Origin of the sequence: Umezawaea sp. Da 62-37 (assembly GCF_032460545.1) — a bacterium.
Lineage (GTDB): Bacteria > Actinomycetota > Actinomycetes > Mycobacteriales > Pseudonocardiaceae > Umezawaea.
In genome coordinates this window covers 7232803-7258621 of the sequence record NZ_CP135965.1, presented here as the reverse complement: position 1 = coordinate 7258621, position 25819 = coordinate 7232803, and the positions used below count along the sequence as shown (strand labels likewise).

Sequence of the window (25819 nt, the reverse complement as noted above, 5' to 3'; positions counted from 1 at the left end):
GGGCTCCGCGCAGGAGGTCCGACCACAGGTGGGGAAAGCACACCGCCGAACCCATCACGAAACGCACGACGGCCGGTTCGACGGCGACCGTGACTTCTACTGGTCGAAGGTCAGGCACGCTGTCGCCTGGCCCGTACGAAGCAGGCCAGGCGACGGGGTCGTGCCGTGTGGTCGACGACAGGCTGGTGTCGACCACACGGCCCGGCGGGTTCTAGTGGCCGGTGACGCTGTCGATCGTCACGCCGTTGGGTGCCACGGGGCCGTGCTCGTGGCCGCCCCACGGGAGCATCGGGCGGTCAGCCGTGCGGGTCTCGACCGGAGTGGTGACCCCGGAGTCCACGCTCCAGGGCCGCATCGGGTTGGCGGAGGCTCCGGGTGCCCACAGCATGATCGCCGTCGCCGCTACCGCGAGGCCTGCCGCTGCACGTCGCAAATTCACTTGATTATCCTCGATTTCGCGTTTTCCCGCCGAACCACTGTTCGACGGGCATTTCTCGTGGTCATGCCGCTCCGCAGGCGCTGCTCGACCTGATGCCTTTACCGGTGGTTCGCTCGCCGCTACCCGTGGAAGCGGGTAGCGGCGAGCGAGATCGATGCATGCGACCGGGTCGGGTCTTGCCATTCGATGCGGCCGTATCGCGGTGGACATCGGGGGTCCATCGGAGCGAGCGCATCGACGGTACGACTGTCCGCGATTGACAAACTCGCCTGAATCGACCGATGAACGGTTCGGAAAGGCGAATTCGGATCGCTGGTCGGACAGGGACGATCTTGGAGAGAGCCCGGCGGGAGCGTAAGTACGCGTTGCACAACGCGTTGCACAACGCGCCTATGGTCGGCGGCCGGACCCGAGGTCGGACGGGGGCGGCTAGGACGACGTCCGATCCTCGCGTTCGGCGTAGGCCGTGTCGTGGGTGGCCAGGGCGTGCAGGGCGCGCTGGAGTCGGTCGCCCACATCCTGGCGGAGCTTGGCGACCGCCTCATCCGGAGTGAACCAGGCCAGATCGTCCAGTTCGGGGTCGGTGACGTGCAAGGTTGCCGCGAGGGCGGTCTCCACGATGCCGCCGTCGAACACCAGCATGAGCTGGTCGTCCCAGGGGCCGTGAGCAGGCTCCCAGTCCATCAGCAGCAGTCGCCCGATCTCGATGATCCCGCCACCCAGTTCCTCGCGACATTCCCGCCGCGCGGCTTCCCGCGGTGCTTCGTTCGCCTCGACCATGCCGCCGGGCAGGTCCCACCGCGGCTTGTAGTTCGGGTCGACCAGCAGGACCCGGCCTTGCCGATCGCGGATCACCACCTTGGCCGCGACGCGTTTGCGTGCCTGTTCCCGGTTGCCCTCGGCCAGGTAGGCCCATCGCTCGGGAGTCAGGTCATCGCTCACACGGGCCAGGATGCCGTGTTCTGGTCCGTGACGGAACCGGAGCGGACGGCCGCCAGGTCGTCCAGGAACAGCCTGACCTCCGCGGTAGCTCGGTGCTCGGTCAGGGCGGCACCGAGACGGTCCAGGCGGAGCTGCACGCGGTGGGACGTCAACGACTGCGCGACCGTGCTCACCGCTCGGCCAGCGGTCGCGGCTTCGGCGATCCGTCCGCTCCTCCTGAGCACGTCGGCGAGGGTGAGGTGGGCGAACGCGCGGGCGCGCACCCGGTCGGGCGGGCGCAATGCGATGGCATGGCGCACGTGGCGTTCGGCGGTGGCCAGGTCGCCGATGTGGCGCAGGCAGAGCGCGCTCTCGGCGGCCAACGCCCCTTCGTCGAAGCCGGGAACCCAGTCCGCGTCGACTTCGTCGCGCCGGTCGTCCAACACACGTTCGGCTTGGTCGAGTGCTGCCCGGCACTGCGTGTGGTGACCGCGGACGGCTTCGCCGCGTGCCTGCATGACGTGCAGCCGTGCGAGCAGGGCGGTGGTTCCCGGTGCGTGACGGGCACGGGTCAGGCCTGCCTCGGCCAAACGGACGGCGTCGGCACCGTGTCCCAGTTGGGCTGCCAGGTGTGACATGGAAGCGCAGGTCATCGCAGCCAGTGCGTTGTCGTCGGCGGCGGAGGCCAGCCGGAACGCGCGGTCGAAATGGCCGCGAGCCAGGTCGTCCTTGCCTGCGTCGTGGGCCATCCACCCGGCGAACTCGGTCAGCGACGCCGCCGCGGAGAACACCGCCGCCCCGGATCCGCTGTCCGGGGCGAGCAGCAGCGGCGCGACCTCGGTGTGCAGGTATCGCGTCACCTGAGCCAGGAGCGCGCCACCGCCGACCTGCCGATCAGCCATCTGGAAGGCCATGGACATGCTGCGGAGCGCGGCCAGCCCTGCGGTGTCCGGATTTCTGGTGAACGGATCCGGCGCGGAGGCGCTCTCGGCGTGTGGCGGGCTGGTCAGGAGGGATTCCCGGTGACTGCTGTCCGGGCGGACGAAACCCAGGGCGCTGTTGTCGGTCACTCCTAGGACGTGCCGGAACGCGGCGCGGCGGGTGTCGCTGGGCCAGCGCATCTCCCCCCGTTCGTAGCGGGCGACCAGGTTGTAGGTGACGAGTTCCGTCTCCGGAGCGCCGTGGGCGATCAGGTACTCGTTGATCGCGTCGGCCAGCTCCGCGTGGGTGATGGCATTCGTCGGATCCCTGGGCGATCGGATCCGTTTCCGCGCGTCGGCAAATCGGGCGTTGATCTCGCGACGACCTGCGGAAACCATTCGTTCGTCTCCCCGCGTTGTGACGCACACTCTCGGGAACATCACGGTGAAGCGGCCACGCTACTACCACTACTGCCGCACGTCAGCGGTACCGCGTTGTGCGACGCGTTGTGCGACGCGTACTTACGAGCCGCGACCGGATCCCGCGACGATCACCACACGCGACTGTCGACGCCCTGCTGGCTGATCCCACAGATCGATGTCGCGCGCACCGCAGCAATGCGGTCATGACGATGTCGATGTCGGTCGGGAAAGGTGCAGCACCGGTGGCCTCACCAGTCGGAAACACCGTGTTTCTCGCCACCATTCACGACGAGAGCGGTCGCCCACGTCTCGAAAACCACGCGAGAGCAAAGCTCCTCGGCACGGCTGTGCTCGGTGAACTCATGGCTCGACGCGCCATCGTCGGCATCCGCGACGGCCGGATCCTCCTGCCCTCTGTGGCACCGCCGATCGGCGACCCAGAGGTCCGTTTCCTGGAGCGGTACCTCCGCGACGACACCGTCCCCGACGAACACCACCAGCCCGGAGAGGCCACGGCGACCACCACCGACCTGCGCGCCTGGCTGACCGTGCTGAGCACCGACTCCGCCGTCAACGGTACGCGGCTCGTGGGCGCCAGGATGCGCCGCACCAACCTGGTCGTACCAGTACGCACCCGGCTGTTCGGCCGTACGGAACTGCGGCCGGTCGAGCTCAACGACGTGCTGACCCCCTACCTGCGGCTCCAGGCGCTGCTGGCCGCGGACTCCCCGCTGCCGGGACCGGACCGACTGGTGCTGGGACTGCTGCACGCCGCGGGCCTGACCGCCGCGCTGGGCTGTCCCGAACCGGACCTTGCCGCGCGCTACGCCGACCTGCCGCCTGCGATGCGCGTCCTGATCGACACGACCCGCGCGGTGCTGGCCGAAGGTCCCCTCACCACGGTGCCCTGACCTCACTTCCGACCGTCGCACGTCTGCTTCGCCGCAGGCGTCGACTTCGCCGCACAATCCGTCCGACCGTCCACAAGGGAGCTGTTCTCGTGGCCAGATCCACACCACCCAGCCCAGCGGAGCTGCTGAAGTCCGACCGGCTCGGAGTGGGCCAGATCCTCGCTATCGTCGCCACCGCCGCCACACCCATGACCGTGTGCGTCGGCGTGGTGGCCACGTCGATCATCGTCACCGGCGAGATTGGTCTGCCCGCCGGATTTCTGGCAGTCCCCGTCCTGCTGAGCCTGTTTTTCGTCGGCCAGACCAGCATGGCCTCCCGCGTGCCGGGGCCGGGCATGCTCTACAGCTACGTCTCCGCCGGGGCGGGCCGTCCACTGGGTGCCGGGGCCGCCGCGGTGTCGTTGCTGGCCTACAACCTGTTGCAGGTCGGTCTGTACGGGCTCATCGGCGGTGCCGCGGAGCCGCTGCTGGCCGAGGTCTTCGGTGCCGTGCCGCCGTGGTGGGTGAGTGCGCTGGCGCTGTGTGCGCTGGTGGCGGTGCTCGGCCCCCGGAAGCTCAAGGTCCTCGCCGCGGTCCTGCAGATTCTGTTGGTGCTGGAGGTCGGCACGTTGGCGGTCTACGGCGCGGCGAACCTGACCCATGCCGTCAACGGCACAGTGCCGTGGCACGCGCTCAACCCGGTGCTGCTGTTCGGTCCAGGGGCGGCGGTGCTGTTGCTGATGTCGCTGTTGGGATCCATCGGCATCGAGTCCGGCGCCGCCTACATCTCCAAGGCCCGCGACGGGCACCGCACTGTGTGGTGGGCCATGATGATCGCCACGGTCGGCGCTGCGGTGATCTACGTCCTGTTCACCGTCGGGGTCATCGCCGCGGTCGGTGCCGACGCGGTCGTGGATACCGCTCGTGCGCAGAACGTGGGCATGGTGTTCGAGTTGGCTCGGCTGCATCTGGGTGAGACCGCGGTGCCGATCGGGCAACTGCTGCTGTGCACGAGCATCGCCGCGGCCGCGCTGAGTCTGCACGCGACCTGCAACGCCCATGCCTACGCCTTGGCGTGCGAAGGACTGCTGCCCCGTGCGTTGTCGCGGGTCAATCCGCGCACCGATCAGCCCTCGACGGCCTCGGCGGCGCAGTGCGTGCTGGGCCTGGCTGCGATCGTGGTGTTCGCTGTGGCCGGGTGGCCGCCTCAGGACGCCCTGTTCTACGGCGGCGGCACGGCGGGCGCGCTCGCCGTATTGCTGGTGCTGACGTTGACCGCGATCGCGATCGCGTTCTACTTCTGGCGCGAACACCACAGGATCGTGGTCCAGCGCCGCAACGCGCCACTGGACCATGGCGAGGCCGCACCCGATGACCGAACGACGCCGTTTCTGCGCACGAGGCTCGTCCCGAGCATCTCCGCGGTGCTGCTGGCGGCCGTGCTGGTGCTGATCGTGATCAAGTTCGACACGCTGCTGGGCCCCACCGCCGAGCCCGTCCACCAGTGGGGCATCTTCGGGGTCGTCGCCGTGGCCTTGGCCGCGGGCATCGCTCGCGCGCTGTACCTGCGCCGCCACCACTACGAGATCTACCTGCGGCTGGGGCGCGGCCCCGCCGCCTCGCCCTCGGCCACGCGGCAGGCGGCGAGCCAGTGACCACCATCGGCATCGATACCCTCGTCGACCCCGGTGACGCCACCGCACGGGTCGCCGGCGGGATCATCTCCGGGGCGTTCAGCACGCTGCCACCGACCCGGTGGCTGACGCCACGGGACGCCCCTGGCCGCGTCCTCATCCTGAACGAGTACTTCACCTTGCAGATCGAGGAGATCCTCGCCGGCGGCAGCGGTTACGTCGACTTGGTCCAGGGCGGTCTCGCGGTCGCGGTGTGGAACCGGGTCGACCCGGAAGCCGCGCACGGGGCGTCCGAGCAGTACTCGCGACGGCTGGAAGCGGTGTGTGGACCGTGGACGCCCCGGTTCCGGGCGTTCGAGGAAGGGCTGGCCTTCCACCATCCCGTGCGCCCGCACGAGCACCTGGTGTTCCTCGGCGTGCACCGCGACCACCAGCGTCGCGGTCTCGGCCGGGCGCTGCTTCGCCACAGGCTGGCCGACCTCGACCGTCGGGACCAGGCAGCGTTCCTGGAAACCACCACGCCCGCCAACATCGAGCTCTACACAAAAGTCGGGTTCGTCGTGGTCGACCGCGACCCGGTCCACGGGGACCTCGCCCCGTGGACCGCCCCTGACGACCTCACCACCGTCAGTCCGATGTGGAGGGACCCGCAACCGAACAAACCCTGACCCGACATGCGGGCCGGGTGACCGCGAGGCCGAACGGCACACACCGCGCGGATCACTCTCGAAGGTCCGGATCTCCTGGTCCACGTGGGCACAGCGCCACGCGTCGGGTCAGATGAAACGCCCTTTCACCACCGGAATTCGAGAACTCCAGCGAGAACGCGAGAACATCACCGAAGACGAGCGTGGCGACGGCGCGGCCTTCCCGCCCGCGTGCGGTGGCGCCGCGGTCGGTATCCCGACTCCGCCGCGGCATCACTGCCACCACACGACGCATGATCGCTGCGCCTAGGTCCGTCGCCATGCCCACCCTCCCCTGTCGTGTCGCACCGCAATGTCCGGCGGCTCGACGGCCGAGGTGGAAGTGGAAGTGGCGATAAACCCGAATGGAGACACCAACTATGTCCACACTCGTTGGCGAGCCCGAATTCCTGCCGGAAGCCGACCCAGTCTCGGATTTCTCTGCAGCAGAGCCGGCGACGGCAGCCTCACTCCCCCGGACCGGTGGAGGGTTCAGGGCGGTGACCTTGTGGACCTACGGCGGGTCGGCTCGTCATCGTGCCGCGTGGTCGCGGGATCCTCAGGGTCGCACCGGCTGAGGTTCTGCCGTGCGCCGCGGCTCCCCTGCAGTCCCCGCAAGGCCGGCCGAGTGCACACCCGACGATGGTCGTCGGTGCGGATCCGAGGTAGGGCGGCGATCGTGGTCTCCGTCGTTAGTGTTGATGCGGACGCGGTGTTCCGATCGGCTCCTTCACGTTGCACCGATTGGCCGCGGCGCTCGCCTGCTGTGGGTTACTGGGCCGGGTCGACGAGTTGCCGCACCGCGGACAAGCCGGTGAAATCCTCGGGCACCGCGTCCATCAGCGTCTCGTTCGCGGGCTGGCCCAGCCAGTAGCCGGAGTTGCGTTTCTCGCCGATGATCCGGAACCCGGCGCGCTCGTAGGCGGCAATGGCGCGTGTGTTCGGTGAGAGCACCGAAAGGTAGACGCAGCGCAGCGCGGTGATGTGGAAGGCGTAGTCCAGCGTCAACCGGGTCGCGTCGCCACCCAACCCCTTGCCGCGGTGCTCGGGGCCGAGCTGGATGACGAACTCACCGGTCCGGACGTGGTGGTCGATCAGCACAGCGGTAGTGCCGACCGGGGTCGGCGGGGTGGTGGTGATGTCGTAGACGGTGAAGCGGAGTTGGTCGTCGGTGCCGCGAGCTTGGTGCTGGAAGCCTTCGCGGCGGTTGTTGAGCGAGTCCGGGGTCTGGCGGCCGTAGCCGACCAGCACGCCTGGATCCTGCTCCCACCGCCAGTACTGCTCGACCAGGTCCTCGGAGAACGGGCCGAGCCCGGCCTTCTCCCCGCGGACCCACACGATCGGTTCGGTCGGCTCGCTAATCGCTCTCGCCTCCATCATCACGTGCCGGAATGGTGCGTAGCACCGCGAACCGCGCCGTCGAGGCTGGTTCGGCTACCGACTGTCGGTCCTCAGTCTCCACCCACGCGTGCAGCCGCACCGGGTCGGCCGCCGCGCCGTGGCACCACATCACCCGGTGGCGTGACGCGGCCAGCAAGACCAGCACGGCCGCCGATTCCTCCAGACATGCCACCCTGCCAGGCGCGAGCAGCCCGGCCCGGCGCACGGCGTACACGGCCTGCTCGGCGCGTTCGGTGGTGGCGGAGCGGCTGGTGTGGCGAGTGGACCGTTGCAGGAGCCAGGTGAGGCGGGCCATGCGCCGATGTGGTCGGCCTGCGGCCAGCGTGGCGAGCACGAGGGCCAGCGCCAGCCCTGCGACCATCGTGATGGTGCGGGGAACCGGCACCGGCGTGGTTCGTCCGGCGGCGAGTTCGTGCGTGCCCCAGCTCGGTTCCCATGCCGGTCCGGTCGTCGGCACTGGCCACGGTGTGGGCTGAGCCGACGGGGTGAGCAGTCCGGCCTCGAGGAGTTGCCCGCGCAGGGTTCGGGCGGTGACGTGGTCGAGCGCTGCCGGAGTGTCGGTGTCGCCGCTGGTGGCGAGTTCGGTCCACCATCGGGCAGCCGGGCCTATGAGGGTGTCGACTTGGCCGCTGCGGTAGTTCACGATCACGGTGGCGGGGCCGACGTCGACCGCCCGCACCTGAGCGGGTGCGGTGAGGTACCGGTGACTCACGCGGCCCCCGCTTCGTTGCGGATGACCGACCATGGTGTGCGGGGCGCGTCGTCGAGCGTGCGCAGCCACACCTCGGCGGCGATCGCGGGTTCGACGATGGAAAACGCGATCGGCAGCCCGGCCGCGGTCATGGTCAGCGTACGACGCAGCGCGGCCGAGTCGACAAGCCCGAGGGCGGCGAGCCGCCCGTCAGCGAGAGCGTGCAGTGCGGGCAGGTTGGCGCGCATGCCGCCGTAGTGGTCGGGGTTGAAGTCGCCTTTGGTGGTCCGCGCGGCCAGCATCGCAGGGAACAGGCCGTTCATCGCGGTGGCGAGCACCGGCTTGTAGTCGGCGGGGCCTGGCCGCTGGGCCAGCGGGACGGACAGGTAGGCGTCGATGACGCGGGAGTCGGTGAACGGGTTGGCCAGCAGCACGCCGGCGTGCTCGGCGAGTTGGATGTCGGCGCGGGCGGAGCGGCCGACCTCGGCCATGTTCTCCGCGGCGACGGTGGTGGCGAACGTGCCGGGCGGCACGTCGGTCTGCCGGGCGGCGGCGCGGCGGGCGAGGGCGGCGGCCCGGTCCCTCGCATCGGCCGTGGCCCACGGCGGCACGGCATCGACTGGGTACCAGCCGATGTGTCCGTCCGATCGCGGTGCGGGTGCGCCGGTCCGTAAGCTGACCGCCACGGTTGTCAGGGTGTCGATCCGGCTGGTGCGGGCGGTCCGCGCTGCTGCGGCCAGCAGGGGCCACGCGGGCAGCCGCCGCAGCCGCGCCCACCGTAGGGTCTCGACGATCGCGCGCCGATGGTCGCCGACGGCGATGAGGTCGGCGAGCATGATCGGCGGTGTGCACAGCAGGCTGTCGCCGCCGTCGCCGGTGAGGTGGCAGTCGGTGCCGACGGTGTCGCGGATCCAGCGGAGTTGGCCGGCGAACCGGGCGTGCGCGATCGTCGACGGGGCGGGTTCGTCGGTGCGTGGGACGTCTTCCAGGGCGGTGTAGGGGGCGTGTCGGCTGGTCAAGGGCATGAGTCGGTGCGTGATGCCGGGTCGCTGCGCGGCCAGCCGCGCGTAGTCCAGGTCTCCGCCCGAGTCGCGTCCGGCTGGGTGCACGGTCACTCCTGTGACCGTCTGGCCCGATCCGGCCTGCTGGGCTGCCAGCAGTGCCAAGGCGGTGGAATCGAATCCGCCGGACAGGTCGGTGGTGAGCGCGGGCGCGCTGTCCAAGCGGAGGGCCACCGATGCGGTCAGTTCGGTCCGTAATCGTTCGGCGGGTGAACCTGCTCGGGGCCGGGGCCACCACATGGGGTCGATGTGGGAGTGGTCGCCGTTCAGGGTCAGCCGGTGACCCGGCGGGATCAGGGCGATGTCGGTGAACGCGGAGCGCCCGGCCGACAGCGTCGGCAGCGATGGTGCGAGTAGCCACGCGGCGAGACGGTCCAGGTCCGGTCGGGCGCCGGTGAGGTCGGCGAGGGCGAGTGAACTGGAGGATCAGTAGATTCCGCCGTCGGTCGCCGTGGTGTAGATCGGCCAAGCACAGCCGAGGTCGGTCCAGATCCTGGTCGCGGCGTGGGTGACCTCGACGGTTGTGTAGCTGCCCGGCCAGCGCCACTCCACGTCGTCGGGAACGCCGTCGGTGCTCAACCGGGTCAACTCCGCGGCCGTGATGCCGCAGGTGCCGAGGACTGCGATGAGTCGCGCTGCGGACCGGGTGGTGCGAACCTCGTGTCCGGCCCAGGAGCCGACGGTCCAGCAGCCGGGCGTGGTGGGCCACAGGAGCGTGCTGCCGATCGGGCTGCGTGGTGCCGCAGTCGATGTGGCGAATCCCCCGAACCAGCGCATGTCTTCCCCATTTCCTGACCGTGGTGGTGGGTCCGGTGCTCAGCCCAGGGCGGGCTGAGCACCGGAACGGTGGTCTAGTTGTAGGCCCGTCGCTTGTCCTCCGAACTGCCCTGGCCCTGCCCCAGGGTCACCGTCGACGCCTCACCGAGGCTGACCAACAGCACCGGCTCCTCAGTCCCCAGGCTGTCATCGGTCTGGCCGTTCACGGTCTCCATGTCTGCCCATCCTTTCTTCTGCCTCATAGGGCTTTCATCACTCCGAGGTGTTCTTCGCACACCCCGGTTGCCGGCGGGTAGCCGCGCGCCGGAATGAGCCTGCGGGGCCGTTCGGGAACGGCATGAGCAGGTCGACCTCGGTGAGCGTGTCGGTCATCGCGGTCACCTGGCGCTCCGATCACCCGTGGACCGACGAGCGTAACCGGATGACTACCCAGAGTGGGAGTTGGTTGACGAGTTCCCCATCGACATCGACACCGTGGGATGACGGGTGCAGCGGTGCACCGCTGCGCTCCTCTGCCGACGACGGGGTACGCGAACCGGGATCCTGCACAGCAGCGGGATGAGGGCCAAGCAGTGTCCGCTGTGGACGGTCGTGCCGAACGGCGACCCGTAAGTCTTGCCACGTCAGGTGGTGTCGTACTCACTGTCAACCCACTGGGCCAAGCCATCCAGACGGGCACGGCGGTAGTATTCTGCGGCGCGTCGGTAGTAGCCACGGGCCAGGTCGCTGTGACCGCGGTCGCGAGCAGTACGGGCTCGCTGCGCGCAGGCTTCAGCCAACTGCCCAGGCGAGCCGACCTCAGCGAGCACCTCCAACGCCTCGCGCAGCACGGCATCGGAGAAGAACAACTCGCCCAGACCGCGATGGGCATGGCCCATCGCGGTCAGCACCAGCGCGCCGGCCACCCGGTCCCCGATCAGCGCGAACGCGACCACCGCGAGCCGCAGTTCGTTCAGCGCATCGCGGTAGCGGCCTAGCGCGAGCAGCGCTTGGGCGATGCTGTGGCGCCGCGACGCGGCACCGTGTTCGTCGTCGTGGGCCAGGTCCAAGTCCAGCGCCCGACGCAGGTCCAGCAACGCCGCGGCCGGGTAGCCTTGGGCGGCGCGGGTACGGCCGCGCGCTTCCAGTGCCATCGCGCGCGCGGCCGGGTCGCCGGACTGCTCGGCAGCACGGACTGCGTTTTCGGAGGCGCGCATCGCGTCGGCGAGGTCATCCAGGCCTATGCGGGCGTGGGCCAGACGGGCGTGGGTGACAGCGGTGCGCGCCAAGTGGAGCGGCCTCCGACTGGTTTTCTCTCCCGCGGGGCAGGACTGCCGGTTCAGTGCGGTCAGCGCGACGAGTCCCAGTTCCTGGCTGGTGGCTTGGGTGTGGTGGTGCCCGGTCCAACCGCACAGTCCCCACAATGCCTCGGCCAGCGGCGGCGCCAAGTCCAGCAGTTCGGTGCGCTCGACGGCGTCTGCCAGCACGGTCAGCAGTACCTCACGGATGTCCTCGGTCCACTCCGCGCTGTGGACGAGGGAGACGGGGAGGCCTGGACCGGTCCGGTCAGGGGCAGAGAACAGCCGCCAGGCGTGGGGTCGTAGGACTCGGTCGGCCAGTACCGCCTGGTGCACACACCACTGGGCCAAGGTCCGCGCGTCGGCAGACTGGGGCAGTACTGCTTCGGGCGCCGTGTCACGTCGCAGCTCGTAGTGGCCAGGGGCAGCCTCGATGATCGCGGCGGTGGCCAACAGCTCCCGCAGCACCTGCTCCGTCCCCTGGGACCCGGTGTCCAGCAGCGCCGAGAGCAGCCGCAGGTCGACTACCAGTGGCGCGATCGGAGACCGAGCGAGCACGGCCACGACACGACGCGCGCCACACGAAAGATCCGGATCAAGCATGGGAGAGGTCACTTTCGTCGAAGGGGAGGTCGGATACCGGAACGAGCGTCGGTTGCCGGAGCCGTGCACCTGAGCAGTCCGGCGCGGTGTCGCGAGCGGCGTCAGTCGATAGATCACGGGGTGCGCACGTCCTGAGGTTGAGGAGCGCGTGCTGCAACGAGTCCGTGGTGATGCGGGCGAAGGCGGCCAGAGGAGTGAGCGCCGGGTGGTCGAGTTCCCCGACGATGGGAGATCCGCAGTGTTGATCGAGGGCTACGGCGGCCCACGGGCGGAGGTTGCACAGCTGCGGGTCCTCGGTGCCGGCGAGTACGACGAGGTCGACCTGGAGATGGTCGGCTTGTTCGATGCCGAATGCTCGGATCATCGCGCGGAGCAGAAGTTCGTCCGCGGGGACCTCTAGCGCAGCACAGACCTCGATCAGCCGGTCGACGGCGATGCGGCGTGTGCCGAGTTCGTAGGTGGCCAAGGTCTGCAGTGACATTGCGTATTCGGCGTCCGGTGGGTCATGTGTTCGCGTAACTGCTTGCGGTCCATTCGCGTGCCGTGCGCACGATGCGTAACTCGTCGCCGAGTACGCGATTGAATAACGTCAGTTGCTCTCTGGTGGGTTTTCCCTGATGAGTGGAGGCATCGTTCTTCCTGGTCATTGCAAACCACGGCTTGGCCCCTGGGAGGCGAGCGGGGCCAAGCCGTGGCCGGGGGCGCTGGTCCAGCAACCCGCGTCTGTTGCTGCTGGGCCGGCGGCCGCACCCGTGGTGGAGGTTCGCGTTGTCAGCGACACGGCGTAGAGCCGGGGCGCTGCGTTGTGGGGTCGTAGGTCGGGGGTGATCGCGAGTGCGAGTCGCCGCCCTCGGTTCGCCGACGGGAGGTCTGGATCCGGGAGGTGGGGTGGCTTCTGGAGTCGGGACGTTGGAGTGGGGCGCAGGGGCCGCTCATGAGCCGAGTGCGGTATCCGCCTGTCGACAAGGCTGTGGCGAAGGCACGGCGTCGTCGGTGAATCCGAGGAGTGGGCTGGGGTGGTCCGAAGCAGGGTCCGCCCCCGTTCGTCTGGCTCGATCCGGCCGTCGAACCGCAGCCACGAGGACAAGCGGGCGTCGAGGAGGTGAAGCCTCGGTAGCGGTTCCGCTCGTCGGTGGAGGATCGACACGTGGGCAGTGTGTTCTGCGGCGCAGGTGGTGGCGCGCAGGGCACCGGTCTCTGCAAGGGACGCGATGTCGCAGGGCAACATGATCCGAGCCATCAGGATGCCTCGCGTGCAGAGGGGAAGTGCGAGTGTTCGCGTAGGTTCGGCAGCGCCAGCACCGCGTCGACGACGTCGAGGAAGAGGCCGACCGTGGTCCAGCGCACGGAGCGCAGGTATTCACGTATGGCCTCGGGTGTTTCGTCGGGCAGAGCGTCGGGTTCGGCGACCATGAGCGGGTCCTCGGGGTCGAAGTGTGCGACGGGGACCCGGTAGGCCAGGGAGCCGTCCCACGAGGCCAGCACTACCCAGACGACGCCTCGCCACACCCGGTAGAACATCGCCATGGGGCGATCGCTGGACATCGAGGGATCCCGTGGATGCCGGTCGGCGAGGACGAAACCCGCACGGCGCAGACGCTCCTTGGCACGGCTGACCCGCATTCGACCGTGCGTCGTGTCGATCGCCCCCAGCGGGTCGTCCAATGCCATCGGGTGAATGGCGACGAGGGGCGATTGATCACGCAGACTCGGTTCGTGCGCGACGCGAGGGGTTTTCTTGGCGCTGAAACTCTGGCGGTTGCTGACGAAGATCAACCCGCGACCGGCGATCCGGAGCCACCGTCGGCGCCTCGTGTTCGACATCATCGCTCGTGAACGCTTGCCGGGCAACGGGTTGTGGCCGTGGCCGCGTTGCTGGGCCATGGGCTCGACCTCCTCTATCGGCGGGTAAGGATGAACTAGAGAGGGCGTTCGTGCGCCGGATGGGTGGCGTCGGCCAGGTCGGCGGTGTCGGGAGTCATGGTCAGGGCCCAGGCTTTGTCGAGGGCTTCCTCGACGGGCATGGAGTCTTCCCAGGAGATCGCGTGGTCGAAGGGATGTTTGGGGTCGTATCGGGCGGGGGCGATCACCAGGTTCGACGGCGCGTTGAACCGCAGGGTGAGCACGGCGGCGTACCACTGCGTGTCCGCGGCCCGGTAGACCGTCGAGAGCTGCACGGCGCGAAGTCCTTGCAGAATCGGGTTGAGGCGCACCTGCCAGCCCGCGTGTATCAACCTCGCCACGCCGTCGCGAACCGTGGCGGAGGCGGGCATCTTGGTCTCGGCGTTCACTGCGCACCCTCGCGTGAGACGGCGTTGAAGGACCGGCGGTCGACCCGATGGGACACCGGGACGCATCCGATGGTGATCATGACGAAGCGGAGCGGTGTCATGATCATCGGCCGACCGTAAGACTGTTGCCGATCATGGTTCTGACGACCGGCAGGCTGGCTCGCCGCCGTGGGATCGACGGCAGGGCGGGCCTCGCCGCCTGTGCGGGGCGGTGAGCACGACGCGAGTTGCGGCCGCGCCACTCCTGGTCGACGGCAAGGTCAAGGACAGCTCCGCACGCGCAGAACTGGCGTCCGCCGTCGGGAAAACGGGCTGCGCGGTCGAACCCGTCTTCGTCCGAGTCGTTCCACCACAGTTCGAGGGTGTGCGGCGCGCATCGACGATGCAGGACCCATGGCAGTGGAGCCGAGTACCACGGAACACCGTGCCGATGCTTGACGATGGGGTCCGCGCGGGTGCCGGCGTGGGCGCCGTCGCGTTGCCAACGATGAGTCATCGTGGTCCCACCTTCCCGGCCGAGGTCCGGCGAGCCCCAGGGACGATGGAGCAGGGTCGGGGGTCCGACTCCGTCGACACTTCTGCGGTCCGGCACCACCGACGCGCGCGAGCCGCTCCTCTCGCGCTCACGACCGGCCTCCGCGCATCGGGCGAGCGCCTGCTGCCAGCGCCTCGCTCAGCGCCCGGACCAGTGCGATCGGCGCGACCAAAGCCGGGAACCACAGGTCGAGCAGGGTCTGCCACATACCGCCGCCTCCAGTGCTCGTCGGTGTGGAGGCAGGTCCCGCCCCAGTCGAGCGACATAGGGCGGGACCGCCAGCACGACGCGACCCCGGCCGACCTGACAGCCCCTCGGGCTTGGTCGGGGACGCTCCCCAGGTGGGCGGTGGAACCGAAGCTCGCCGGGTAGCGGTTCGGCTCCACCGCTGCGTCCGTCACGAAGCGATCGCGTCCCGGACAGGGAGTCGATACGTCCGGTCGCGCCTTGAGACGGGCGGCTACAGTGCTCCCAGCACTGCGTAACTGATACTAGCTATTGAAATAGCTAGTGTAATACCCCGATTGGGTGGAGTGGTGTACCCGCTGCCGGTCACACACGGCAAACTTGGCCGTGATCTACCCGGCAGGCGGCTATGCCATGCGGTTCTCGAGCACGAACGACGGAGGTGCAGCGGTGGCGGTCCGCGACGATGGACTCGCACGACGGTGGCTGGTCGGGGTCGAACTGGCCAACACCCGAAGTGACGCCCCGGACGCACCCAAGCAAGCAGCCGTCGCCGCGGCGTTGGGCGTGTCCCCCGCGCTGATCTCGCATTGGGAACAAGGCAAGTACTTCCCCAGCGACGAGCAGATCCGGGGCTGGTACGAGCTGTGCCGGGCTCCGCGCAGCCAGGCGGACCTCCTGGTCGAATTGACCACCAGACCCGAAGGGCGCAGTTGGCTCAGCCGTTGGAACGACGTCGTGCCCGATCGGCACTTCCTGCGCCGCTACCTCGGCTTGGAGGGCTTCGCCACGCGCGTCTCCTACTACGCGCCGATGGTCATCCCGGCCCTGCTGCAAACCCCGGAGTACGCCGCCGGCATCACCGGGCCCAGCGCCCGCGTGCGACCGGACCAGGAGAAGCTGCTCGTCGACCTGCGACTGCACCGCCAGGAACGCATCCTCGATGGCGATCTGCGTCTGGAGGCCGTCATCGAGGAGGACGTCCTGAGCAGGCCCATCGGCGATGCCGCCACGATGGACGGCGCGTGCCGTCGGCTGTGGGAACTGGCGCACCTGCCCAACTGCACCGTGCGGATCATCCCGCGCAGTGTCGGCCGTCACGACGGACTCGAAGGCCGGTTCACCCTCGCCGGGTTCGAGACCTCGACCGGTGCTCGGCAGGCCGGGCCGGTGGCGTACGTGGAGATCCCCAACGACGCCGTCTACGTGACGAAACAAGATCATGTGACCGCGTACACTCGTAGTTTCGAATCCCTGATGGCAGCCGCCCTCTCCGAAGCCGAGTCGTTCGAGGCGATCGAGGCCCGGTTCGCCGTGTGAATTCTCTTGGAGGTGAGGACGTCATGACCGCCACACTGGGCCGGGCCGGATGGCGCATCTCGTCCTACAGCAGCAACGGCGAATCCTGCGTCGACGTCGACTTCACAGCTTCCGGTGTCGAGATCCGCCATTCGCAGCATCCCCACGGACCCCGCATCGAGTTCACTGCCGATGAGTGGACGGCGTGGCTCGACGAAGTCGGCGGCGGGGTCGTGACCAATGACAACGGAGCCGTCACAGTGAGGACCTATGACGGCGGGTGGCTGGTCACGGCGATGCGAACCTCTCACGAACTGCGCTACACGATCGCCGAGATCGACGCGTTCCGACGCGGCGTCCTCGACGGCGAGTTCAGCCGCGAGAACGCACTGGCAGCAACCCCATGAGGGGTGGCACACGGTGATCGACATGATGCGGCCTCCGCCCTGGTGATTCTTCGGTCTGCCGGTATCGGGATCACCGCGTCACGCTGGTACCTGCCCACGAACGGATCGCCTCGGTAATACCGCCTCGGCCCGTGCCCTGGGAGCGCCTCGTCACGGTGCTCCGTGCTCGGTACGTGTGATGATCACCGAGCAACCAAGCGCGGCCGACCGTGCGCTGAGCGTGGGGATGTTCTGCCCGCAGGTCGATGCCCTGATCGGTGTCGGGTGGACACAGCGGCGGCGAGGGCGGCAGCGAGGGTGATCACGGCGGCCGCCAGCGGAACGGCGCTGATGCCAATGCGATCGGTGACCGTGCCGCCGAGCGTTGCGGCACCGGCGATGCCGAGGTAGATGAAGGAAGCGTTGAGGCCGAGCAGCAGTCCGCTGCGGGCGGGGTCGCGCTGGACCAGCGCCCCGAACAGGGGCGGGTTGAAGGCCCAGAACAGCGCCCCCCAGACACCCGCGGCCACGGTCAGGCCCACGCTGCCGATCAGGCCGTGAGCGAGAAGTCCGAGTGACGAGAGCAGAACCGCGCATCCGGTGAGCGTCACGACCAACGGTCGGCGTGTGCCGAAGCGGTCGGCGGCGCGGCCACCGAGGTGGTTTCCGATCACACCGCCGACGCCGAATGCGAGCAGCACCAGGGCGAGGTCGGCGTCGGTGTCGCCGTCGACTACCAGCGCACTGAGGTAGCCGTAGGCGGTGAAGGTTCCCAGGCACGCCAGCAGCGAGACGACCAGCAGGCCGAGCGTCGCACGGTCGCGCAGGACCTCCAGCCGTGCGCCGAGGTTCACCGGTGCGTCGCCTGGCGCGGTCGGGGCGAGCAGGCCGACAAGCAGCGCCGCCGCCGCGCAGAGCAGGGCGGCGAGCAGGAACGCCGGGCGGTGTCCGCCGAGTTCGTCGGCGACCAGGCGGCCCGCGGGTACGCCCAGGACGGTGGCTGCGGTCAGGCCGCCGGTGACCACCGCCATCGCCCGCGCCCGCAGGTCGGCCACGTTGACCTGTGCGGCCAGCGCTGTGGCGGCCGGTGTGGTCGCCGCGGCGCCGACCGCGGTGAGCACCCGTGCGGCCAGCAGTGCGCCCAGTCCGTCGGCAGCCGCGGCGGCGACGTTGCCGAGGCAGGTCACCAGCAGCGCCACGACCAGCAGGGTGCGGCGATCCCACCGTGCGGTGGCCACGGCCAGCACGGGTGCTGCCAGTGCGTAGGCCAGGGCGAACGCGCCGATCGACTGCCCGGCTTGGGCGGTGGTGACGGCCAGGTCCGTGGCCAGGTCGGGCAGCACGGCCGCGACCAGGTAGCCGCTGGTGCCCGCCGCGACGGTCGCGGTGGCCAGCGCGTAGGTGCGCGGCACGACTCTGCCCGACATCACGCGACCCCGATGCCGGCCAGCAGCGGAGCCAGGAAAGTACCCACCGCAGCGACGTCGATCCGGTCGAATCCGACCTGGTAGACCGTTTCCGCGGCCAACGCGAACGGCATGCCGCCGCGGTGCAGGAAGCCCACCGACCGCAGGGCCGCAACGTCGCCGGCCAGGTCGGGTAGCGGTGCGGGCATCCACGGGTCGCCGGGACCGTCCTCGTGCGTCGAGGTCTGTGACGGCACCGGGTAGGCGGTGATGGTGGTGCGCCGTCCGGTGACCAGGGTGCCCAGCGGGTGCTTCCCGGCGGCCAGCAGCGCGCGGGCGTCCTCGGCGAGGTCCAGGCGCGGCTCGTACACCAGGGAGGTGATCGCGGCCAGGCGTAGTCCGCCGCGGCGATCTGTGGCGGGTACCAGCCACCCCTCCCGACGGCTCACCACGGTGCCGGGGTCGAGATGGAGCAGTCGGGCCTGCTGCTCGGTCAGCGCGTGGTCGGTGATCGCGACGCGTTCGAGACGGCGCAGTCGGCAGCCCACCCACATGCCGAGCACGGGAGTGAAGTGCAGGGTGGTGCCGATCAGGGCTCGGCTGAGGAATCGGGCGCGGGCCTCGGGGGTGCGCAGTTCGGGCAGGACCGACTGGTGCGGGTCGGGATCGAGGTCGCGCGGGTAGCGAGCCGGCATGGGCGGCTGTGCGGCTGCGACGGCCGGAAGGGTCGGAGCAGAAACGGTGATGGTCATGGGATACCGCCTTCCGGCTCGGCAACGCTGGCCGTCGCATCGAGGACGCGGGACGGACACAGCGCGGCGCAGGGTGTCGTCAGTTCAGGTCACGGCCCTGGGTGTAGACCTTCGGCAGGGTGTCTTCGTGGCGGTAGTCAGCTTGCAAAGTGACGATTCGCGCGGCCCAGGCGGTGAACCAGCCCGTGGACGTCTGGCGGATTCGCAGATCCGGGTGCACGCGATCGGACAGGCTTTGCAGGTCCAGACACAGCCTCAGGACGGTCACCGCGAGCTCGACGCGGGTGTCCTGGTCGGTGGGTAACTCCACGACCCGCGCCCACGGCCGCAGGTGGGCGTCGACTCGTTCGTGGATCAGCGCGACGTGGCCGAGGAAGGCGTCGTCTTCTTCGGTGCCGTGCATCGGCGTGCGCAGCAATTGTCCGCTGACCGACCACAACTCGACCATCCCGGTCAGCGCCTGGTGAGGCTGGTGGAGTGCGTCGAGGGCCAGGAGGTTCTCCAGTCCCGATCGGAGGCGCCGTCGGTGTGATTGGACCGAGGCGATACCGAGGTCGCCGGACAACCGATGGTGACCGGATGCGGTCGACACGGTCGATGCGGAGCCGGGTGCAGGTGCCATGGTCGGGAGCCTTCGTGTCGATAGGACGGTGGGGAATCCGGCCGCGATCTCCGGGGGATCAGGTCGCGGCCGGATCCTGTGTGCCCGGTCGGACGGTGACGTCCGCTGCCCGAGGTCGGTGTGGGGCGGCACTGGTCGCGTTGGGGGTCGCGGTGTCGTCCCGGTGACGCCCCGGCGGTGGGTGCGTCCCGTCCTCGGGCCGCGGAGTTTCCGGCGACCCATCGCCCTGAAACCGGTGTCGGGCGACAGCGATGACGCTAAGCAGCGCGTACCCCGGCACGTAACCGTGTGGGACCGCTGAACTGCGGACATTTTTTGTCCCGCGGCACCGTAGTTCGCGCGTGGAACAGTAAATGTGCTACTGACGGTAGAGCGACCTCGGTACCGCGCGGTCGAACACAGTAGGTCCACCGCACACCATGCTCGGTGGCATGACGCCGTCCAAGCAGTAGGCGAGTCAGTCGGCACAGTAACCCGTCGGCACGAAGCAGTAGTCCCCGTGTTCGGCGCAGTAGCGGGCTTCCTTACCTGCAGTACGGCACACCAACCTTGCTCGGTCTTCCCGTGTAGCGCGGAATCCTCGTCTCGCCAATGCTGGATCGGCAGGCATATGGGATCGGACCGAGGGAGAGTGACAGTGAACGTGAGTCCGATGTCGACACTGTTCGCGCACGGACAGAACGTGGACTCCGCACACACCGCCCATGACGCGGCGTTGGCTGCAGGTCGTGTGCCGGTGCGCACCGAACTTCCAGGGCTGGCCCCGGCATGGGTGATCATCGGCGATGAGCAGGCGCGTGCGGCCTTGGTCGATCCCCGTCTGGGCAAAGACACCACGCTCGTCACCGCCACCATCCGGGCACAAGCCACCGCGGCGGGGTATCCGACGCCTACCTGGCTGAGCCGGATGTTCAACGGGCTGTTGTTTCTCGATGGACCGCAGCACAGCGAGGAACGCCGTGTGCTGGCCGGGGCGTTCACCGCGCGCCGGGTACGGGAACTACGGCCGCGCATCAAGGACATCACGGCCCGACTGCTCGACAACCTGCACCAGGCCGAGGAGTCGGTAGTGGACCTGGTGCAGCACGTGGCGGGTGCTGTTCCGCTGACGGTGATCTGCGAACTGCTCGGCATTCCCGAGCCGTGGCGAGCGAGATTTCGGGAACTGACGCTGGCGTTGATGCAGGACGACCCGGCAATCAACCTGCCCGCCTCCGACGAACTGGGCGCCTTCCTCGTCGAGCTGGTCGCCGGCAAACGCGCCGATGCCGACCGCGGTCACCAAGGCGCGGACCTGACCAGCGCGCTGTTGGATCTCGACACCGAGCGCCTGGTCGACATCCTGGTCCTGGTCTTCGTCGCCGGGCACGAGACGACGGTCAACCTGATCGGCAACACCATGCTCGCGTTGCTGCGGCACCCTCCGTTGTGGCGGGATGCGGCGCAGCGGCCGGACTTGGTCGCCGAGATGGTGGAGGAGACGTTGCGGTGGGATGCCCCGGTGCGTACCGCCACCCACCGGGTCACCCTGGAGCCGGTGGTCTACGGCGGCGTCGAGATCCCGGCCGGGGAGCTGGTGATGGTGTCATTGGAGGCGGCCAACCGCGACCCCGACCAGTGGGAGGACCCCACCGCATTCGATCCGGCACGCCACCCTCGCGGGCACCTGGCTTTCGGACTCGGCCCGCACGCGTGCCTGGGCGCGTCACTGGGCCGGGCCGAAGCCCAGATCGTGATGCGGCAGATCACCGCCCGCTTCCCCGACGCCACCCTGGCCGAACCGGTCATGAGATTGCGCAGGACCGTGTCCAGCATCATGAACGGGCTCACCGCCCTGCCCGTCGCCCTACGCCCGGCCTGACTCGGTGGTGTGGGGCTGCTCGGCCAGCCACCGGGTGAACCCGTCACGGCCTTCGACACCGGTCTTTGCTCTGGCCTTGAACAGCAGGTGCTCAGCCGAGCGCCGCGCGATGTGCAGCCGGGCGGCCAGCTGCGGGTTGGTCAGGGCGGGGTCGGCCGCCAGCAGCCGCACGATGTCGTACTCGCGGCGCGAGAGCCCACCGGGAGGCAGGTCGGTGGCCTCGCCCGCCGCGGCAGGTGAGGGCAGGCTCAGGGCCAACTCCACCACGTCCTCATAGGACAGTGTCAGGTCGGCCTGCTCGCGTTCGATTTCGAAGCGACGGTCACCCAGTACGGCGCGGCACGCCAGTACCGCTCGGGTCTGTACCCGCAGCCACGGTTGGAGTCCCTCGATCACGACGTCGGTCCTGCGCTGTCGCGCCCAAGCACCCGCGAACAGCTGGGTGGCCACCAAGTGGTTGCCGGCGTGCGCGGTCACCACGGCGATCAACCACAGTGTCCATGCCGGACCCCAGGTATCGCCCATGTCCACCTGCATCCGCAGGGCCTGCTGCAACAGCTCCAGCGCTTTGGCGGGCGTGCCGTGGTGGTGCTCGACCAAAGCCGAGGCCCACAACGCCCAGGAGATCACCCACGGTGCCCCGCTGTGGGTGGCGTTGGCCAGGTGGGTGTCGGCGATGTCGTAGGCGGTCCGGCGGTCGGCGTGAAAGCCCGCGTCGATCGCGGCGAACAGATAGGCCATCGGGTCGCCGGTGCGTCGCGCGTGCTCGTGCAGCGCGAGCACGCTCATCCGCGCTCTGGCCGGGTCCCGTTCGGTGATGAACGCGTAGGCGAGTTCGGCGTAGTCCAGTGCTTCCGGCCGCGGGGTGTCGGGTTCCAGACGCGCCAGGTGGTGGTCGGCTTGTTCAAGCAGCGCGGCGGCCACTGTGTGTTTGCCCTGGATCGTGGCCGTCCACGCGCCCAGGGCCAGCGCTTGCACGATCAGGATGCTGGCGGTGTCGCCTTGCGCCTCCAGGCAGGTCTCCAGCAGCCGACGCCCTTCGGTGAGCACTCCCGCGAAGGGGAAGTACCTGGTGAGGCACAGGTTCAGCGCCAACTCCAGTGCTTGGCAGGGCTCAGCATGTTCCAGTAGGTGGCGCACCGCGGTCCGCAGGCTGGGCATGTGCGTGTCCAGCAGGTACATCCACTCGACCTCGTCCGGCCCGTACCACTGCTCGGCGGCGCGACGCGCCACCTCGAGGAAGTGTTCGGTATGCGCGATACGAGCCCGGTCGACCAAGTCCGCGTTGGCGTGTATCCCGAAATGTCGGATTGGTGCGACCATCGCGTACCAGCTGCGGCCGCGGCGCTCTTCCTGGGTGAGCACCGATCGGTGCACCAACGAGGTCAACGCGCGCCGGGGGTGTCCGACCTTGATGCCGGTACCCTCGCTGACCGCGGTCGCGGCGTCGGCGTCGAAGGTGCCGGGGAAGACGCTGAGTACAGCCCACAGGTTGTGCAGCGGCTCGTCGAGCAGTTCGTGGGTCAGTCGCATCGCGGCGTGCAGGCTGTGGTGGTGGGTGTGTTCGGCGTCGTCGGTGACCAGCAGGTTCAGTGGGTCTTGGAGGCCGTCGAGGATTTCCGGCCAGGTCATCGCGTCGCGGAGCCCGCTCATCATCTCGACCGCGAGTGGGATCCCGTCCACGGCCTGGCACGCTCTGGTCGCGATCTCGTGCTCGGCGGTGTCCAGCGGTTTTGAGCCAGGGACACGGTCGCGCACCAGTTGCAGGGCCTCGGACAGCGTGTCGTCCCCTGTGGGAGCGCATGACAAAGGCGGTACGTCGAGTACGTACTCCGCGCCCCCGATGCCCAAGCGGAACTGGCTGGTCACCAGAATCTTCACGCCGGGAGCCGTACCCAGCAGCGCCCGCACCAGCTTCGGCAGTGGTGCGGCTTCCCCGCCCGCCGGCACGACCAGGTGTTCGGCGTTGTCCAGCACGAGCAGGAGGTGCTGATCGCGCAGAAACCTCATCAGCTGCACCGTTGTCACGGTGTCGGAGTTGTTCAGCAGCCCGAACCGTTTGACCAGCGCGCCCTCCACACCGGCGTCGGTGGCCTCCACCGCAGCAAGTTCCACGGTGACCACATCGACGCCGTCGCGGTCTTCCATGCGGGTGGCGAGCTGGTGGGCCAGGCTGGTCTTGCCCACACCCGCCGGTCCCTTGAAGGTGACCAGCCGAGTCCGCGCCAAGGCCTGCTCGGCGATGTCGAGTTCCCGTTCGCGACCGACGAAGCTCTTGATCGACGCCAGTGGGACATCGGGACGCACCGTCGGCATCTGCGGCTGGTCACCGATCACGGATGACACGTGGTCTCTCGCCCCTCTCCTGTCGTCGTGCGCCCGGTGCGACGACCCACCTCGGTCGGTGAGCGTCGACGTCCGCTGTCTGCTCATCGACACGGCTGGGAGCTGCGGAAACTCGTCACGCTCGTGCGGCATCGGTCGGAGCGGCCGCACGGTGTGACGATCCGCGGGGACGTGGTCCGGGCACCGTGAGCACACCGGGCCGGCGGTCACCGTGCCTCTCGCGAGAGGATGACCGCACTGTTGGCAAACATGGCGGTGCGGGTGGCCGCCGGCCCGGTGCTTGTGTCACCGGGCCGGCAACAACCCGCCCCGGTTTTGTGAATTTTACAACTTGTAATTTTCACACGGTGCACCCGGATGGGTGGTGTCGCGCTACGCGGAGTGGTCCAAGCGGACCGCCCCGATGGTCGTGCCGCCGCCGGGCCGGGCGGAAAGGCGGGACCACGTGGCGACCGATCGACCATCGGCGCAGCAACTAGCCGGGAGGCGGGAGAGCAGCCCGGTCGTGCTGCAACGACAGGTCTCCATCGAGCTGCGGCAGATGCGCGTGGACGCGGCCCTGGAGCGCCGCGATCTCGTCACCGCTCTGGCGTGCTCACCGTCCAAGATCCACATGCTGGAGACCGCGGAACGACGCCCCACCTACGGCGATCTGCAGACCTGGACGGCCACGTGCGCACGACCGGACAGGCTCGAGTCGCTGTGGCATCGCACCGGCCTGGGAAAGGCCACACGCTGGTACATCGACCCGAAGAACCCCAACCTGTCCGGTCCACAGAGTTTCGGTCGGTTCGTGGGCTTGGAGGAAGGCGCCGACACCCTGCGCCTGTGGGATCCGCTGGGCATCACCGGTCTGCTGCAAACCGCCGACTACGCCCGAGAGATGATCACCGTCGTGGATCTCGACCTGGCCGAGGCCAAACGCAAGAGGGACCTCGACCTGGCCGATGCCGAGCACGAGATGGACCTCGACGTGGCCGTGGCCGAGGTCGAGGAGCGCGTGCAGGTTCGCCTGCGCCGACAAGAGATCCTGACCCGCCCTGAGCCACCGCGGCTGCAGATCGTGCTGGCCGAGACTCCGCTGCGTCAGCTCGTGCTGGCCACCGACGCGGCCCTGGCCCGCGCCCAACTACGCCGCTTGGTCGACCACGCCGGCAACCCGGCCATCGACCTGCGGGTGCTGCCCATAAACACACGGCTGCATCCCGGCCAGCACTGCCCGTTCACCATCATGGACTTCCCGATCCATGCGGCCGCCGATCCCGGAACGGTCTACCTGGAGTCCTTGTTCACAGGCGACTGGGTCAACGACCCGGACAAGATCACCGGCTACCGCCGTGTGTTCGACGTGTTGGTCGACCTTGCCCTGACACCGCAGGCCAGCGTGGAGTATCTCCGCGGCCTAATCAGGGAGGTCGACTGATGAACACCCGTCCGCGACTCGATCCGCTGGAACCTGACTGGGACGTCGCCGGGTGGCGCACAAGCTCCCGCACCGCGGGCAGCGGCCAGTGCGTCGAGATCGCCCGCGTCCCCGGCCTGGTCGCCGTCCGCGACAGCAAAGCCCCCGACCAGGGACGCCTGCTGATACCGGCCGAGTCCTGGAACAGGTTCCTGCTCCATTGCAGCAGCTGACCACACGCCGGATCCGGCAAGAGTCCGACTGAGATGGCCGTCTGACCACCGAGACCGCGTCTGCCGATTATCGACACGACGCCCCCGGTGTCAGCTGGATGGAAGGGTGGGTTCGCGACGTCGCAATCTCGCCGGCCATTCAGCTACGGAAGAGTCCGTCACCGCGCGGTCGGCGCCGCGGCGCGAACGGCAAGAGCGAGCAGCGGGAAGGTGGCGATGACGTCCCCGCGTGCCAGCGGGGCAAGCAACTCGATCGCCGCCAGGAAGCCTGCCGTGTCGTCGGGCTGTTCGGTGATGGAGTCCAACGCGGCTTGGAGGATCTGGCGCGCGGAGGTCGCGGTGGCTACGGAGTGCTCGATCCGGCTGATGTCGGAGGCGTCGGGTACGTCGCGGTCCTCGGCATGGGATAGATGGGCTGCGGCGGCGAGTACCTCGAAAGGGTCGTCCACCGCGGGAACCAGCAAGCTCAGATCGGGGCCACCGCGCGGGGTGCGCAAGTCCGGCGGGCAGGTCCGGTGCAGGATCAGCAACACCTCGGCCGCCAGGTCACGCACCCCCGCCAGGCCGTGTGTGATCTCCATTCGGCCGAGAGGACGCAGCCCCGCGCCGGGATCGTTGGTTTGGGAGGCCGCGACGAACTCGTCGGCGGCTGCCCGCGCTGCGGTTCGACGGTCGAACTCCTGAAAGAAACCGGTCATGTCGATACTCCTCAGCGGAGAGAAGGTTCGGTCGCCGGCCCGGCGGGTTGGCAGCGGCAAGCGGCGCGAGATGTGGGTT

Annotated in this window: 24 protein-coding genes and 1 pseudogene; 8 read left to right on the top strand and 17 right to left on the bottom strand. The window is 69.0% G+C overall.

All coding sequences use genetic code 11. The annotated features are described in order from the left end of the window. Positions 1–211 precede the first annotated feature (211 nt). From RM788_RS33485 to RM788_RS33475, 3 genes are all read right to left on the bottom strand, one after another. Positions 212–439 (bottom strand): hypothetical protein, encoded by a 228-nt coding sequence (locus RM788_RS33485; RefSeq protein ID WP_315922578.1) that lies wholly within the window; start codon positions 437–439, stop codon positions 212–214. 429 nt (positions 440–868) lie between these two features. After that, positions 869–1381 (bottom strand): NUDIX domain-containing protein, encoded by a 513-nt coding sequence (locus RM788_RS33480; protein ID WP_315922576.1) that lies wholly within the window; start codon positions 1379–1381, stop codon positions 869–871. Further along, positions 1378–2679: an NsdA family TPR-like regulatory protein gene (locus RM788_RS33475; RefSeq protein ID WP_315922574.1), complete on the bottom strand. Its 1302-nt coding sequence runs from the start codon at positions 2677–2679 to the stop codon at positions 1378–1380. Before RM788_RS33475 ends, RM788_RS33480 begins: the two co-directional genes overlap by 4 nt. Positions 2680–2906: 227 nt before the next feature. Between RM788_RS33475 and RM788_RS33470 the strand changes: the two genes are divergently transcribed. The 3 genes from RM788_RS33470 (at position 2907) to RM788_RS33460 (ending at position 5895) form a co-directional block, all read left to right on the top strand. Beyond that, positions 2907–3614, top strand: a complete 708-nt coding sequence (locus RM788_RS33470) for a GPP34 family phosphoprotein (RefSeq protein ID WP_315922572.1) — start codon at positions 2907–2909, stop codon at positions 3612–3614. A 146-nt stretch (positions 3615–3760) separates the two neighbouring features. Continuing rightward, positions 3761–5248, top strand: coding sequence for an APC family permease (locus RM788_RS33465; RefSeq protein WP_315922570.1), 1488 nt, complete (start codon positions 3761–3763; stop codon positions 5246–5248). Next, positions 5245–5895, top strand: coding sequence for a GNAT family N-acetyltransferase (locus tag RM788_RS33460; protein ID WP_315922568.1), 651 nt, complete (start codon positions 5245–5247; stop codon positions 5893–5895). The genes RM788_RS33465 and RM788_RS33460 overlap by 4 nt, the downstream gene beginning before the upstream one ends. 789 nt (positions 5896–6684) lie before the next feature. Here RM788_RS33460 and RM788_RS33455 read toward each other — a convergent pair. From RM788_RS33455 to RM788_RS33415, 9 genes and pseudogenes are all read right to left on the bottom strand, one after another. Then, complete coding sequence (locus RM788_RS33455) at positions 6685–7251, bottom strand: GNAT family N-acetyltransferase (protein ID WP_315922566.1); 567 nt, start codon at positions 7249–7251, stop codon at positions 6685–6687. A gap of 19 nt (positions 7252–7270) precedes the next feature. Next, positions 7271–8026 (bottom strand): lasso peptide biosynthesis B2 protein, encoded by a 756-nt coding sequence (locus tag RM788_RS33450; RefSeq protein WP_315922564.1) that lies wholly within the window; start codon positions 8024–8026, stop codon positions 7271–7273. Continuing rightward, positions 8023–9480 (bottom strand): annotated as a pseudogene (locus tag RM788_RS33445) (albusnodin/ikarugamycin family macrolactam cyclase); the annotation flags it as partial. The pseudogene RM788_RS33445 and the gene RM788_RS33450, both read right to left, overlap by 4 nt. Positions 9481–9492: 12 nt before the next feature. Then, on the bottom strand, positions 9493–9843 hold the full coding sequence (locus tag RM788_RS33440; RefSeq protein WP_315922562.1) for a macrolactam cyclase family protein: 351 nt from the start codon (positions 9841–9843) through the stop codon (positions 9493–9495). 74 nt (positions 9844–9917) lie between these two features. Next, a complete protein-coding gene (locus tag RM788_RS33435) occupies positions 9918–10058 on the bottom strand; it encodes an albusnodin family lasso peptide (protein WP_315922560.1) in 141 nt (46 codons plus the stop codon). A gap of 408 nt (positions 10059–10466) precedes the next feature. Further along, entirely contained in the window at positions 10467–11723 is a 1257-nt protein-coding gene (locus tag RM788_RS33430; protein WP_315922558.1) for a hypothetical protein, read from the bottom strand. Then, entirely contained in the window at positions 11716–12189 is a 474-nt protein-coding gene (locus tag RM788_RS33425; protein WP_315922556.1) for a hypothetical protein, read from the bottom strand. Before RM788_RS33425 ends, RM788_RS33430 begins: the two co-directional genes overlap by 8 nt. Positions 12190–12962: 773 nt before the next feature. Continuing rightward, entirely contained in the window at positions 12963–13607 is a 645-nt protein-coding gene (locus RM788_RS33420; RefSeq protein ID WP_315922554.1) for a hypothetical protein, read from the bottom strand. A 35-nt stretch (positions 13608–13642) separates the two neighbouring features. Continuing rightward, the gene (locus RM788_RS33415; RefSeq protein WP_315922552.1) at positions 13643–14014 is read right to left on the bottom strand and encodes a hypothetical protein; all 372 of its coding nucleotides are present in this window, start codon (positions 14012–14014) and stop codon (positions 13643–13645) included. Between the two features lie 1171 nt (positions 14015–15185). On the opposite strand from RM788_RS33415, the gene RM788_RS33410 reads away from it, so the two are divergent. Then, the gene (locus tag RM788_RS33410; protein ID WP_315922550.1) at positions 15186–16055 is read left to right on the top strand and encodes a Scr1 family TA system antitoxin-like transcriptional regulator; all 870 of its coding nucleotides are present in this window, start codon (positions 15186–15188) and stop codon (positions 16053–16055) included. A 23-nt stretch (positions 16056–16078) separates the two neighbouring features. Next, positions 16079–16441, top strand: a complete 363-nt coding sequence (locus RM788_RS33405; protein WP_315922549.1) for a DUF397 domain-containing protein — start codon at positions 16079–16081, stop codon at positions 16439–16441. A gap of 182 nt (positions 16442–16623) precedes the next feature. Here RM788_RS33405 and RM788_RS33400 read toward each other — a convergent pair whose 3' ends face one another. From RM788_RS33400 to RM788_RS33390, 3 genes are all read right to left on the bottom strand, one after another. Next, positions 16624–17847 carry an MFS transporter gene (locus RM788_RS33400; protein ID WP_315922547.1) on the bottom strand — a complete coding sequence of 408 codons (1224 nt, stop codon included), beginning with the start codon at positions 17845–17847 and terminating at the stop codon, positions 16624–16626. Further along, a complete protein-coding gene (locus tag RM788_RS33395) occupies positions 17847–18521 on the bottom strand; it encodes a hypothetical protein (RefSeq protein ID WP_315922545.1) in 675 nt (224 codons plus the stop codon). Before RM788_RS33395 ends, RM788_RS33400 begins: the two co-directional genes overlap by 1 nt. A 136-nt stretch (positions 18522–18657) precedes the next feature. Next, complete coding sequence (locus RM788_RS33390) at positions 18658–19200, bottom strand: hypothetical protein (RefSeq protein ID WP_315922543.1); 543 nt, start codon at positions 19198–19200, stop codon at positions 18658–18660. A 652-nt stretch (positions 19201–19852) separates the two neighbouring features. Between RM788_RS33390 and RM788_RS33385 the strand changes: the two genes are divergently transcribed. Next, on the top strand, positions 19853–21061 hold the full coding sequence (locus RM788_RS33385; protein WP_315922541.1) for a cytochrome P450: 1209 nt from the start codon (positions 19853–19855) through the stop codon (positions 21059–21061). On the opposite strand, the gene RM788_RS33380 is transcribed toward RM788_RS33385, so the two are convergent. After that, complete coding sequence (locus tag RM788_RS33380) at positions 21047–23407, bottom strand: ATP-binding protein (protein WP_315922539.1); 2361 nt, start codon at positions 23405–23407, stop codon at positions 21047–21049. The genes RM788_RS33385 and RM788_RS33380 overlap by 15 nt on opposite strands. Positions 23408–23771: 364 nt before the next feature. On the opposite strand from RM788_RS33380, the gene RM788_RS33375 reads away from it, so the two are divergent. Beyond that, a complete protein-coding gene (locus RM788_RS33375; RefSeq protein ID WP_315922537.1) occupies positions 23772–24830 on the top strand; it encodes a DUF5753 domain-containing protein in 1059 nt (352 codons plus the stop codon). Continuing rightward, complete coding sequence (locus RM788_RS33370) at positions 24830–25042, top strand: DUF397 domain-containing protein (protein WP_315922535.1); 213 nt, start codon at positions 24830–24832, stop codon at positions 25040–25042. Before RM788_RS33375 ends, RM788_RS33370 begins: the two co-directional genes overlap by 1 nt. 158 nt (positions 25043–25200) lie before the next feature. Here the strand turns inward: RM788_RS33370 and RM788_RS33365 are convergent, their stop codons facing one another. After that, positions 25201–25740, bottom strand: coding sequence for a hypothetical protein (locus tag RM788_RS33365; RefSeq protein ID WP_315922533.1), 540 nt, complete (start codon positions 25738–25740; stop codon positions 25201–25203). Between the last annotated feature and the right edge of the window lie 79 nt (positions 25741–25819).